Origin of the sequence: Alteromonas naphthalenivorans (assembly GCF_000213655.1) — a bacterium.
In the GTDB taxonomy this organism is placed as follows: Bacteria; Pseudomonadota; Gammaproteobacteria; order Enterobacterales; family Alteromonadaceae; genus Alteromonas; species Alteromonas naphthalenivorans.
This window is the reverse complement of the sequence record NC_015554.1, coordinates 3919971-3933812: the sequence shown is the minus strand read 5'-3', so window position 1 is coordinate 3933812 and position 13842 is coordinate 3919971. Positions and strand designations below refer to the sequence as shown.

The window sequence follows — 13842 nt, the reverse complement described above, 5'->3', positions numbered from 1 at the left end:
CCTTTATGCTCGTAAGCTTAGGCTTGTGCTTCAAGCATCGGCTTTAAGAAGCGGCCGGTATGAGACACTGTAGATTCAGCCACCAACTCAGGCGTACCTTCAGCAATAATTTGACCACCACCTGAACCACCTTCTGGGCCCAAATCGATGATCCAGTCGGCAGTTTTAATCACATCAAGATTGTGCTCAATAACTACCACTGTGTTGCCATGGTCACGGAGTCGGTGCAGTACGGCGAGTAACTGTTTGATATCGTGGAAGTGAAGCCCAGTGGTGGGTTCATCCAAAATATACAGCGTTTGGCCGGTATCGCGTTTCGACAATTCCTTGGCTAACTTAACCCGCTGTGCTTCACCGCCTGATAACGTCGTGGCTGCTTGCCCTAAACGAATATAAGCCAAACCTACTTCTTTTAAGGTTTGCAGTTTGCGGGCAATGGCCGGAATGGGGTCGAAGAAATCTCGAGCATCTTCTACCGTCATTTCTAGCACTTCATGAATGTTTTTGTCTTTGTATTTTACTTCTAAGGTTTCACGGTTGTAGCGTTTACCCATACAAACGTCGCAGGGCACGTACACATCAGGCAAGAAGTGCATTTCTACTTTAATCACACCGTCGCCCTGACACGCTTCACAACGACCGCCTTTCACGTTGAAACTAAAGCGTCCTGGCTTGTAACCGCGAGAGCGCGCTTCCTGCGTTCCGGCGAATATTTCACGAATAGGCGTGAAAATTCCAGCGTAAGTTGCAGGGTTAGAACGGGGCGTTCTGCCAATAGGGCTTTGGTCAATATCGACCACTTTATCGAGCTGATCTAACCCTGTCATTGAGGTATAAGGGGCAGGCTCAGAAGTAGTGGCTTTGTTTAATTCGCAGTGGGCGATTTTATAGAACGTATCGTTAATAAGGGTCGATTTACCTGAACCAGAAACCCCGGTTACGCAGGTCATCACGCCCATAGGCACTCGCAAGTCTACCGACTTCAAGTTGTTACCTGTGGCGCCTTTTAATTCCAACCATTTATCATCTTTAATGGGGGTGCGAACTTCAGGTATAACTATTTTTTCACGGCCAGATAAGTACTTTCCAGTAAGTGAGTCTTCACTTGCTAGAATGTCTTCAAGCTGACCTTCGGCAATAATCTCTCCGCCATGTACACCGGCTCCAGGGCCAATATCCACGATATAATCGGCTTCACGAATGGCGTCTTCATCATGCTCAACCACCAATACCGTGTTACCTAAATCACGCAAGTGTCTTAGGGTTTTCAATAAGCGTTCGTTGTCTCTTTGGTGAAGCCCAATAGAGGGTTCATCAAGAACATACATTACGCCAACTAGCCCAGCACCAATTTGGCTAGCAAGGCGAATACGCTGTGCTTCACCGCCTGACAAAGTATCGGCGCTGCGCGAAAGGGATAAGTAGTTCAAACCAACGTTAACCAAAAAGCGTAAACGGTCGAGAATTTCTTTTAGAATTTTCTCTGCAATTTGCGCTTTCTGGCCTGTTAGCGATAAATTTTCGAAAAAATCATAGGCATCAGCAATCGATTTTTCTGCAATGGTGGGCAGAGTCGTGCCTTCAATAAACACATTACGGGCTTCTACACGCAGGCGTGTGCCGTTACAGCTGCTGCAATGCTGCTGGCTTAGATATTTAGCAAGCTCTTCACGCACCGCGTTAGACTCAGTTTCCCGATAGCGGCGCTCCATATTCGGAATAATGCCTTCAAACGGGTGCTTACGCTCCATCACATCGCCGCGTTCGTTAATGTATTTAAACGCTAACGACTTACCTTTAGAGCCATACAACACGATGTCTTTGTGCTTATCGTCTAACTCGCCAAAGGGGCCTGTAAGGTCGAATTCGTAATGGTCGGCAACCGATTGCAGCATCTGGAAATAGTAATAGCTACGTTTGTCCCAACCACGAACCGCACCGCCTGCAAGACTTAACTCGTCGTTACCCACCACACGTGTTGGGTCGAAAAACTGTCTTGTGCCTAAACCATCACAGGTTGGGCACGCCCCGGCAGGGTTGTTGAACGAGAACAATCTAGGCTCTAATTCACTAATACTGTAACCACAGTGTGGGCAGGCGAAGTTAGCTGAAAATACAATTTCTTCAGCATCGCTATTGTCCATGTCGGCTACAAGCGCATTCCCACCAGCCAACGCTAATGCGGTTTCAAATGATTCAGATAAACGCAATGCAAGGTCGTCACGCACTTTAAAGCGGTCTACTACCACTTCGATAGTATGCTTTTTATGTAAATCTAACGGCGGTGGATCGGACAGGTCACATACATCGCCATCTATTCGCGCTCGAATAAAACCTTGGGCAGACAAATTCTGCAGGGTTTTTAAATGTTCACCTTTACGTTCTTTCACGATAGGCGCCAGCAGCATTAACTTGCTGCCTTCTGGCATTGCCAGCACCTTATCTACCATCTGGCTCACGGTTTGTGCGTCTAGCGGCACATCGTGGTCAGGGCATCGTGGCGTGCCAACACGGGCAAACATCAAACGAAGGTAATCGTAAATTTCGGTAATAGTACCCACAGTAGAACGCGGGTTATGCGACGTTGATTTTTGCTCAATGGATATAGCTGGCGACAAACCTTCTATATGATCAACATCAGGTTTTTCCATCATAGACAAAAACTGACGAGCATACGCAGACAACGACTCAACGTAACGACGTTGGCCTTCTGCGTATAGGGTATCGAATGCTAAAGACGATTTACCTGAGCCTGAAAGCCCAGTTATCACTACCAGCTTGTCTCGGGGCAGTGTTAAATCGATATTTTTCAAATTGTGGGTGCGAGCACCGCGTATCTCGATTTTATCCATTGAAGCCTAAGTGCGAAAAAAAGAATCAGTATGCCATAGTCGTCAAGCAAATTGATATTGCATTGCATGATCAAGTTATACTGATTGGCTATCAATGAGATCACCTTAAGATTACATTAATCGATTATTGCGAACGTGGGCAGCTTATCAATATATGCTACACTTCGCGCCCACACTATCTGTCAGACTGATTTAGAGGAACGGTACAGCTTTGAACGCTTTGGAATTGCGCGCCTCGCTAGCGCTTGCATCTGTTTATGTACTTCGCATGCTGGGATTATTTATGGTGATGCCGGTATTAGCCGTCGCTGCTATGGATTATTCAGATTACTCGCCACTAATGGTGGGGTTAGCGGTGGGTGGATACGGTTTAACACAGGCTGCTTTGCAAATTCCAATGGGTATGATGTCTGATAAATGGGGTCGCAAGCCCGTTATTTTGTTCGGATTGGCTGTATTTGCGTTCGGTAGCTTCGTGGCGGCTAACGCTGATACCATGGCCTGGCTTATCGTTGGGCGTATATTGCAAGGAGCAGGCGCTATCGCTGGTGCGATTATGGCATTAGCCACCGACGTTAGCCGTGAAAGCCAGCGGGCAAAGGTATTGGCTATCATCGGTATTGCTATTGGTTTTTCTTTTTATATGGCTGTGTTGCTAGGGCCATTAATTGCTAACAATTGGGGTTTAGCTGGTATTTTCGCTATTACCGGTATGTTAGCTATTGTTTGTATGCCTCTAGTGCAATGGGTTGTGCCAAACGGTGAAATACTCAGTAGCGGCGATACGTTACCCCAAAAGGGTCAACTTAAACGCTTGGTGTTCTCTTCACAGCTTTGGCGTTTAAACGTCAGTGTGCTTATTTTGCACATGCTTATCACTTTGCTATTTGTACAACTTCCCTTAACGTTACTGCATTTCGACATGGCCCTTGATACCCATTGGACCGTGTATTTACCGGTATTAGGTATTTCTGTGGTGGGGCTAGTCATAATGATGGGAATGGCCCGAGGTCGCACGCCGAAATCCTTTCTATTTTTCGCCGTGGTGCTGATGGGCAGTGCGTTTGCAGCCCTTGCCATGAAAGACCATAGCTGGTGGGTAACTACAGCAGCTGTTGTACTGTTTTTCACTGGGTTTAACTATTTAGAAGCGAACTTTCCTTCTCTTGTTTCCAGTATCGCGCCAGCGGGTCAAAAAGGCACTGCCATGGGGATTTATGCTAGCTTCCAGTTCTTCGGCGCTTTTTTAGGTGGCATGTTATCTGGCTTTGTGACCGATATTTGGACACCTGATATTGCCTATATGATTGGGGCGGTAAGCACGTTGATTTGGCTGTATATTATTTGGGGGCTTAAGGAAGTAAGCCGCGTTAAGCGTGTCATGATGAACGGTAGCTTTACTGAACAGCAGCAAAACGCGTTAGAGAAAAATATTTCTTTGGTTCCAGGTGTTTTAGAGGTGACTTTAAATAGTCAAAATGGCACGGTATATTTAAAAGTAAATCGAGATTTCGATGCTACCCAAGCTAGAGCGGTAATTGATAGCGCTTAGTAGAAAACATATTGGCTTTCATTGCCTAGAATAACGAACGTAAGGAGTGCGACCGTGATAGATTTATCGTCTTTTAAAGGCATTATTTTTGATATGGATGGCACCCTAGTCGATTCAATGGGCAGACATATCAATGCGTGGCAAGTGACTTGTGAAGTATTCGGCTACCCTTTTGATGCCAATTACATCCACAGTTTAGGCGGCGTACCAACACTCGAGACCGTCGAGATGTTGAATGCTAAATACAATATACAAAACGATGTCGAAGAAGTGGCAGGTTTTAAAAAGCGTGCCTCAGAAAAGTTACCCGATATCCCTATGTTAATTCCAGATACCCTCGCCGTATTTAACCATTACATTAAAAGTCATCCAATTTCTGTGGGCACCGGCTCTGACAGACAACATGCTGAGTGGTTATTAAGTCATCATAATATTATCGATCAATTGAAAGTATTGGTCACCGCCGATGATGTCAAAAACGGCAAACCCCACCCAGAAACCTTCCTAATGGCTGCAGAAGCAATGCATGTTGCGCCAGAAGATTGTGTAGTATTTGAAGATACTGAAATGGGTCAACGGGCAGCGTTAGATGCAGGAATGACATGTGTTATGGTAAAAGACGGTAAGATAGTAAATTCATTGGTGTAAGCAAACACGTAGTCAACAAGGATTGTGATATGACATTTTCAAAAATATTCACTGTGGCTGTTATGTCATTGGGCTTGGCCGCCTGCGCGATTAATGTAACCCCAAGCGCTTTTTTTCATCAAGACAACCAAATAAAACCACTGACTACCACAAAGCTACATGCCGCCATCGAGCAAGACAAAACTTCAGCTGGGATTACTCGCGTAGAAATTGATAATGAGCAAGGCCTCACCTTAAGAGGTGTAGCGGTGTCGTATGCTGAACCTGTGGTGAATATTGTTTTTTACGCCGATAACCGTATGCCGGTGAGTGAAAACAACAGCGTGTTGCATCGCTTAGGTAAGATTCCAGCGAATATTCTTTGGATGGATTACCAAGGTGTGGGTGCCAGTGAGAAATCTGAAAAGCTCAGCATTAATGCGATTAAAGCCGATGCATTAACTGTTTTTGATTACGCCGAAGGTATATTCGATAAGTCACTGCCCACTATTGTGCATGGCAGAGGCGTGGGCAGCTATTTCGCAAGCTATGTGGCGGCAAACAAACCTATTGGCGGGCTAGTGCTCGATGGGGCGTTTAACGACATATCCGATCTTATTGCCAATATGGTGCCTGGGTTTTCTAATTCACTAACCAGCATGAAACTTCACCCTGAAGTACATTTAATGCAAATAGCGCCTATTTTGCGACATTACGAAGGCCCATTGTGGTTATTGGTAGGCGAGAAAGACGTCATCACCCCATTTGAAATCAGCAAGCAGTTATTAGCGACTGCCGCGAGTGATGCAAAGTACATTAGCGTGGTACCCGGTGCTACCCATAACGCCACGCTGAAACACGACTTTGCGATAGAAGAATATCAAAGGTTCATCAGCCATATAAGCCCGTAGAATCAAGGTTTATCACACTTTCAGACCTGTGGATAAAGTGTGGATCAAGTTGTTGGTAACTCCCTAAGTTTATAAATCTACTATAAGATCGTGATCTTCCTAGACTAACTGGTCAGATCACGTTAGCTCAATTAAATCAAGGGCTGTAGCAAGTTTATTTTAGATCGGTTGATAAGTAGATCTTTAGCGGTGTAAGGATCGCTAGTAGCAGGGGATTGGGGATAAATATTTTCGCTAACAGATCAAGCTCAGTAAGTTGTCAAGATCTGTCATCCATGAAATTTTCTAACAGATAGTGTCTTACCTTCATAATTTTTACCTATTTATAAAGGTAAGAACCTAACCACATACCAAGTCAAGAAAACAGCGTGCTAGACCCGTACAACCGAGTCACGTTTAACGATAGTGGGCGTGTATTTAAAGGTGAGGCCTTCTTCAGGTTTAGCCCCAGCAGCGTATTTCAGTGCAAGTTCTGCCGCTTTTGCTGCCATCATTTCTATGGGGTAACGTAAGGTTGTCAATTTAGGGCGACAATATTTAGCTAACAACACATCATCATAGCCCATCACCGACACTTGCTCGGGTACGGCAATGCCATGGTCTTGTAACATGGTCATTGCCCCAGAGGCCATTGCATCGTTATAGGCAAGCACCGCAGTAAATTCAGCGCCAGTAGCGAGTAAGTTCTGCATGGCTAATTCACCACCTTCTTGATCTGGGGTCGCATACTCAATCATGCTTTCAGGTAAGGAAAGCTTGGCTGCTTCGACAGCGTTTACGATGCCTTCTAGTCTGTGGTTAGGATCATCAATGCGGTATTGGCTGCTAATGACCGCCAAATTCTTGTGTCCTTGATTGATAGCGTGTTCAGCCATCAGGCGTCCACCGGTTACGTTATCTAACCAAACGCAGCGATTAGCAATTTCAGGAATATAGCGGTTGATTAATACAAATCCAGGTACTTGCTTAGCAAAGTCGATAAGGGTTTTATCGTCTAACGCTTTACTGTGAACCACCATGGCTTCAACGCGGTGTTCCAACAAAATTTCGATGGCACGCAGTTCGGTTTCTTTTTCTATCGAGCCCGCACTTAACAGGATTTGAACGTTATTCTTGCGAGTAACGGTTTCAACACCATGGGCAAGCATAGCGAAAAAAGGGTCGTGAAGTTCAGCTAATACTACGCCTAGCGACGCACTGCGCTTAGTCACCAAAGCTCTGGCATTAGCATTGGGTCTATAACCCATTTCTTCCATGATGAGCTTAACCCGTTGACGAGTATCTTTGCCAACTTTAGGGCCGTTATTTATAACGCGTGAAACGGTTGCAAGCGATACACCTGCAGCCTGAGCAATGTCTTTAATCGTAGCCATACAAAAAAATTAGCAATTATTATTAGGTTATAGAAGTGAAGACACGCAGTTTAGATTGGCCGGTAAGCACTTTTGCGACTCAATTTAGCCATATTGGCTGCAACTATCCTCTGTTATGGCGTACAGCGTACAGTATATTTACAAAAAAACATAAAAATGTTGTGCGAATTAGCACTATAAACGGAGTAAGAAAACGTATACCCTCCTTGCTGTTGAGGTCGTGCCAGCCTGTTAATTAAAAAATGGTAATCTTCATTTCTTGCAAAAAAGGTTAATGCATTGTTATGAAAGTTGAAGCGTCTGATTTTGGTGTCGTTGATGGTGAGAATGTCACCCTTTACACGTTAAGTAATTCACAGGGTATGCAGGCAAAAATTTTGAATTATGGCGGCATAATTCACGAATTAAATGTGCCAGATGACCAAGGTAAGCTTCATGCTTGCGTGCAGTCTTATTCAACCATTGATGGCTATGTGGACGACCCCAGTTATAGAAATGCAATAGTCGGGCGTTTTGCCAACCGTATTGGGCATGGAACGTTCACGTTAGAAGGTACGGAGTATCATCTAGATAAAAATGGCGGTGAACATAACTTGCACGGCGGCATTCCTGGTTTCCATAAAAAGATGTGGAAGGCTAAAGCAGAAACGCATGCTGACAGTGTTTCGTTGTCTTTAAGCTTAAGTAGCCCCGATGGCGAGGGAGGTTTTCCTGGCAACGTAAACGTTGAGGCTATTTATACCTTAGATGATGCTAATACGTTATCGTTGTCATTAAATGCTACCACAGACAAAGCGACCCCTTTCAGTCTCACCCAACATGCTTATTTTACGTTAAGTAAAGATAAGACAGTGGGAAGCACCTTCGTGCAAATTGACGCAAAGAAAGTTACCGATGCAGACAATACCTTGTTGCCAACAGGCAGCCTTGTAGAGGTTACAGACACGCCGTTCGACTTTAGTGAACTAACGCGGGTGAACGAAAACAGTGTGAAATCACATGATTTGTATAATCTAGTGGGTGGATACGATCATAACTTCGTATTAAATGAATCGGTTGCTGGAAAACCTCAGGCCCAAGTTTTTGCTGAAGATACACACCTACAAATGGATTTATATACCGACTTACCGGGTATTCAGTTTTACACTGGAAGTCTACAAACTGACAGTCAGCTTGGCGCATTATGTTTAGAGCCTCAGCACTTCCCCGATGCACCGAATAAGCCACAGTTTCCTGATTGCATTATTTATCCCGATAAACCTTTTACCGCTGAAATTCGGTATCAATTTAAGCTGATTTAAACGAATAGAGAGTACACTTTAATTGTTAATTTATTTAACAATGTATTATCTTTATTCGATAATTGATAATCGCGAGCCCTTAATATATCATTGAGGGTAAACGTTTAACCTTTTGGTTTGATTACACCCATTCACACAAAATTTGTTTGGTGACGGTGTGGCAAAATTTCAACGAAAGCCAAATAAATAGTGAGAGAAATTATGGGAAAGCCCTTCGACCCAACTGACGACCCACATCGCCGTTATAACCCACTACTAGGTGAATGGGTTTTAGTGTCGCCACATCGCGCTAAGCGCCCTTGGCAAGGACAATCTGAAGAGCCTTCGAACGAGCAAAAGCCCTCATACGATCCCACTTGCTACTTATGCCCAGGAAATACGCGGGTAAACGGTGAAGTGAACCCAAGCTACACGGGCACATTCGTTTTTGAAAATGACTTTGCCGCATTGAAAAAAGATACAGAACAAGCCAGTGAAAAAAGTGGGTTGTTCCAGTTTGAAACCGAGCAAGGTTGCAGCCGTGTTATCTGCTTCTCTCCCGATCACAGCAAAACGTTGCCGGAGCTTACCGACGATGAACGTGCCGATGTGGTGAATTGTTGGAAAGCACAAACCAAAGAACTGGGCGAAGAGTTTACCTGGGTTCAGGTTTTTGAAAATAAGGGCTCTGCAATGGGGTGTTCAAACCCGCATCCTCACGGGCAAGTTTGGGCGCAGCAGCATTTACCTTCAGACCCAGCTAAAAAGCTGGTTCAACTAGGTCAATACTATGCAGAAAACCAACGCCCTATGTTGCTCGATTACGCCGAACAAGAAGTGGAAAAGCAAGAGCGAGTAGTTTGTCAAAACGATGACTGGGTTGTAGTAGTACCATACTGGGCAGCTTGGCCTTTTGAAACCTTATTGCTTCCGCGCTTTAACGTACAGTCATTAGATAAAATAACCGATGCGCAATCTTACTCGTTGGCGCAAATTATTGGTGATATTACCAGTCGCTACGACAATTTATTTGAAACATCATTCCCTTATTCAATGGGCTGGCATAGTGCGCCGTTCGATAACGAAACGCACCCAGAATGGACTGTACACGCCCATTTCTTCCCGCCACTTTTACGCTCAGCAAGTGTACGTAAATTTATGGTTGGCTACGAAATGATGGCTGAAGCTCAGCGCGATCTTACGCCCGAGCAAGCTGCAGACCGATTAAAAGCACTGCCTGTAGTGCACTATAAGAAACGCGAGAACACCAATGGATAACCAGTTACTTTCATCAGAATTTACACGTTGTTTCGGCACAGAGCCTACGCTTATTGCCCACGCGCCAGGTCGAGTGAACCTAATCGGTGAGCATACCGACTACAACGAAGGATTTGTGTTTCCAGCCGCCATTAACTTTGGTACGTGGGTTGCTGCATCCAAACGTGATGACAACGATATTGTAGTGACAGCGCTTGATTATGAAAATCAGCAAAATCAGTTTTCACTTAACGATATTCAGTATGACGACAATCAAGGCTGGGCGAATTATGTGCGTGGCGTAGTTAAAGTGCTTAAGGATGCCTTACCTGATTTTTCTGGTGCTAATCTTGTTGTTACAGGCAACGTGCCACAAGGCGCGGGTTTAAGCTCATCTGCTTCTTTTGAAATCGCTATTTTGAAAGCCCTTAGCGCACTATATGAATTACCGCTAGACGGTGTTCAAGCGGCCTTACTTGGTCAGAAAGCTGAAAACACCTTTGTGGGTTGTTCGTGCGGCATTATGGATCAATTGGTATCGGCAATGGGGCACGAAGGAAGTGCAATGTTGCTTGATTGCCAATCACTGGCGATTGAACATTCTCCACTGCCATCATCACATCAGATTGTGATCATTAACTCAAATGTAAAACGCGGTTTGGTAGACAGCGAATACAATTTGCGTCGTGAACAGTGTGAGCAAGGCGCGTCGTTATTAAGCGTTCCGTCGTTACGTGAAGCAACGATAGAAATGCTGGAAACCGCTAAGCCCCATATGCCTGAAGTGGTTTATCGCCGGGCCCGTCATATTATTACTGAAAATGCGCGTACATTAAGTGCAAGTGAAGCGTTGAAGGTAGGTGATATCACTACGGTGAGTGAGGCGATGGCAGAGTCGCATGTTTCTATGCGCGACGACTTTGAAATTACCGTACCGCCCATTGACTACCTTGTTGAAATTATTGGTGAAGTATTAGGTGAAACCGGTGGCGTTCGCATGACGGGCGGTGGTTTTGGTGGCTGCGTCGTGGCGTTAGTTCCAACTGATTCTGTCGATGCGGTTAAGCAAGTGGTTGCTGATAAGTACTTTGACGAGACTGGCTACAAAGCTGATATATATGTATGCACTGCCACTCAAGGTGCATTTGCTTAAACATTATATGTAATACACAAGATTCCCGTTAACAATTAATTGTGCCCCTTGCGTTGTTTTGAATTTCAAAACAACGCTTTTTTTTGCCTTAAATTTACAATTCTTGTTCATCTAAGTTAATGAAATGTGATATTAATGATGCGCTTTTGGGCAAAGTCATAAAGAAAGTCATGGTGTGGACTTTAACTTTTACAATAATAATAAAACCAATAGCCTTCATCGACCCTGCATCGAGAAAATTCGCACCGCAAAACTAAAATAATCGTTGGGAAAAACTATGAAATTAGCATCGTTAGATATCACAGTGTTTGTGATCTATGTGGTGGCGCTTATCGGCATCGCATGGTGGGTATCAAGGGAAAAGCAGGGACACGAAAAAGATACGAACGACTACTTCTTAGCAGGCTCTAGCTTGCCGTGGTGGGCAATAGGGGCCTCGCTGATTGCAGCAAATATATCGGCAGAACAAATTATTGGTATGTCAGGCTCTGGCTATCAACTAGGTTTAGCTATCGCTTCTTATGAGTGGATGGCAGCTATTACACTTATCATTGTGGGGAAATACTTTTTACCTATTTTTTTAAAGCACAAAATATATACCATGCCGCAGTTCTTAGAGCAGCGTTACGACCATCGAGTGCGTAAAGTCATGGCAGTATTTTGGTTGGGTGTTTACGTATTTGTAAACTTAACCGCGGTATTGTGGTTAGGCGCTTTAGCCATTAACACCATTGCTGGTGTGGATATGGTTTACGGCATGATATTCCTAGGTGCTTTCTCGCTGGCTTATTCATTATACGGCGGGCTAAAAGCTGTGGCACTTACCGACATTATTCAAGTGGTATTGTTAATATTCGGCGGCCTGTTTTTGTCTTACACCGCGCTTAATTTAATCAGTGGCGGTAATGGCCCCATTCAAGGTTTTATCGACCTTAGCAACCAGTTACCTGAAAAATTCGATATGATTTTATCGAAAGATAATCCGCATTATATGGACTTGCCGGGCATTTCCGTACTCATTGGCGGTATGTGGATAATGAACCTCTCATATTGGGGCTTTAACCAATACATTATTCAGCGCACATTGGCGGCGAAAAGCCTACAAGAAGCACAAAAAGGGATTGTGTTTGCTGCATTCCTTAAACTGTTAATGCCATTGATTGTGGTGTTACCAGGCATTGCGGCAGTGCTATTAGTGCCGGAGCTCTCAAAGCCTGATCAAGCCTACCCATCACTAATGAGCATGATGCCAGTAGGGCTGAAAGGGGTGATTTTTGCCGCGTTAGTAGCCGCAATAGTGTCGTCGTTAGCTTCGATGACCAACAGTGTATCGACCATTTTCACTATGGATTTATACAAAGATAAACGTCCTAATGAAAGCCAGCATCACTATGTGAAAGTAGGGCGTATAGTGAGCTTTGTCTCACTGATTATTGCCATGATCACGGCCAAACCATTGTTGGGTAATTTCGACCAAGCCTTTCAATATATCCAAGAGTTTACTGGCTTCTTTACGCCAGGTATTTGCGCCTTGTTTGTATTGGGCATGTTCTGGAAGAAGACCACTGCAACCGGTGGACTGTGTGCGGCACTAGGTTCGTTTGTACTTAGTATTGTATTCCGCCAATTCTGGCCTGAACTGCCGTTTATCGACCGTGTTGGTATCGTGTTCTTACTTTGTGTTTCTGTGGCTATTATCGTGTCGCTTGCAGAGAAAAAAGGTGTACATGAAAATGCGGTAGATTTAGATGAGGTCGAATTCGCTACAACGAAAGGGTTTAATATTGCCGCGTTCGCCGTAGTGTGTTTGCTTATCGCCTTCTACGGCGCTTGGTGGTAAAGCGCTGCTGACAATAAAGAGCCGCTGGAGTTAGAAAGTAATTGGTAATGGTTTGGGCGCTTAAGCTATCAAGCGCCCGATAAAACCATGCGAAAGTTCAGCCGACAAGCGATGAATATTTTGATAGCGTTCAAATTTGAAAGCACATGGGAGAGAAAAAACTTAATTTCTCCCGTTCAAAATAAGATATACTAACCGGCTAATATCGATGAAACTTTCGCACTTGTTGTTGTCACAAAGTGATAGAGCAGCAAGGCACTAAATACGTTACAGGAGACACCAATGGCAACGAAAGGCGTTAATAAAGTCATTCTTGTGGGAAATCTAGGTAATGATCCTGAAGTACGATACATGCCTAACGGTAACGCCGTTGCGAACCTAAGCTTGGCTACCAGCGAAAGCTGGAAAGATCCGCAAGGCCAAATGCAGGAACGCACTGAGTGGCACCGCCTTACTATGTACCGTCGCTTAGCAGAAATTGCCGGAGAATACCTGAAAAAGGGTTCTCAAATTTACGTTGAAGGTAAATTGCAAACGCGCAAGTGGCAAGATCAGTCAGGCCAAGACCGTTACACTACAGAAATCATTGTAGACCAAATGCAAATGCTTGGTGGTCGCGGTGGTGAAGGTGGCGGTGGTAATGCGGGTGGCGGTTATCAACGCCCTCAGAATAACCAGCAAGGTGGATACCAGCAACAAGGTGGTCAAAGCCAAGGCGGTTATCAGCAACAAGGCGGCCAAAATCAAGGTGGTCAAAACCAGGGCGGCTATCAACAGCCAGCACCTAACCAAGGTGGCGGTCAGTCACAGCCTAAGCAGCCTCCAATGGCTGAGCCAGACTTTGATTTTGATGACGACATTCCGTTCTAGGTTCTGATAAAGCTTTTTTGTAAATCAAAAAAATAGATACTAAGCCCTTATATTAAGGGCTTTTTTTTGTTCAAAATTAATTGATTAGTAGCTAATTAGCTCGTTGTGAAGCGCGATATGTATCAGA

The 13842-nt window shown here is 44.5% G+C and carries 10 protein-coding genes; 8 read left to right on the top strand and 2 right to left on the bottom strand.

The window, feature by feature from the left end:
* Window positions 1–17 precede the first annotated feature (17 nt).
* Window positions 18–2852 carry an excinuclease ABC subunit UvrA gene (gene uvrA, locus AMBT_RS17105; protein ID WP_013785902.1) on the bottom strand — a complete coding sequence of 945 codons (2835 nt, stop codon included), beginning with the start codon at window positions 2850–2852 and terminating at the stop codon, window positions 18–20.
* 211 nt (window positions 2853–3063) lie between these two features.
* Here uvrA and AMBT_RS17100 point away from each other — a divergent pair, with 211 nt between their 5' ends.
* Genes AMBT_RS17100 through AMBT_RS17090 form a run of 3 tightly spaced genes read left to right on the top strand, consistent with a single transcriptional unit; the run spans window position 3064 to window position 5942 of the window.
* Entirely contained in the window at window positions 3064–4404 is a 1341-nt protein-coding gene (locus AMBT_RS17100; RefSeq protein ID WP_013785901.1) for an MFS transporter, read from the top strand.
* A 54-nt stretch (window positions 4405–4458) separates the two neighbouring features.
* The gene (locus AMBT_RS17095) at window positions 4459–5052 is read left to right on the top strand and encodes an HAD family hydrolase (RefSeq protein ID WP_013785900.1); all 594 of its coding nucleotides are present in this window, start codon (window positions 4459–4461) and stop codon (window positions 5050–5052) included.
* Window positions 5053–5081: 29 nt separating this feature from the next.
* Entirely contained in the window at window positions 5082–5942 is an 861-nt protein-coding gene (locus AMBT_RS17090; RefSeq protein ID WP_013785899.1) for an alpha/beta hydrolase family protein, read from the top strand.
* A gap of 371 nt (window positions 5943–6313) precedes the next feature.
* Here AMBT_RS17090 and AMBT_RS17085 read toward each other — a convergent pair whose 3' ends face one another.
* Complete coding sequence (locus AMBT_RS17085; RefSeq protein ID WP_013785898.1) at window positions 6314–7315, bottom strand: LacI family DNA-binding transcriptional regulator; 1002 nt, start codon at window positions 7313–7315, stop codon at window positions 6314–6316.
* A gap of 284 nt (window positions 7316–7599) precedes the next feature.
* Here AMBT_RS17085 and AMBT_RS17080 point away from each other — a divergent pair, with 284 nt between their 5' ends.
* The 5 genes from AMBT_RS17080 to AMBT_RS17060 all read left to right on the top strand — a co-directional run bounded on the left by AMBT_RS17080 (window position 7600) and on the right by AMBT_RS17060 (window position 13715).
* Window positions 7600–8616 (top strand): aldose epimerase family protein, encoded by a 1017-nt coding sequence (locus tag AMBT_RS17080; RefSeq protein WP_013785897.1) that lies wholly within the window; start codon window positions 7600–7602, stop codon window positions 8614–8616.
* Window positions 8617–8817: 201 nt separating this feature from the next.
* Window positions 8818–9873, top strand: coding sequence for a UDP-glucose--hexose-1-phosphate uridylyltransferase (locus AMBT_RS17075; RefSeq protein WP_013785896.1), 1056 nt, complete (start codon window positions 8818–8820; stop codon window positions 9871–9873).
* Window positions 9866–11005, top strand: a complete 1140-nt coding sequence (galK, locus tag AMBT_RS17070) for a galactokinase (RefSeq protein ID WP_013785895.1) — start codon at window positions 9866–9868, stop codon at window positions 11003–11005. The genes AMBT_RS17075 and galK overlap by 8 nt, the downstream gene beginning before the upstream one ends.
* Window positions 11006–11282: 277 nt before the next feature.
* Window positions 11283–12845 (top strand): sodium/sugar symporter, encoded by a 1563-nt coding sequence (locus AMBT_RS17065; protein WP_013785893.1) that lies wholly within the window; start codon window positions 11283–11285, stop codon window positions 12843–12845.
* Window positions 12846–13127: 282 nt separating this feature from the next.
* Window positions 13128–13715, top strand: a complete 588-nt coding sequence (locus AMBT_RS17060) for a single-stranded DNA-binding protein (protein WP_013785892.1) — start codon at window positions 13128–13130, stop codon at window positions 13713–13715.
* The last annotated feature ends 127 nt before the right edge of the window (window positions 13716–13842 follow it).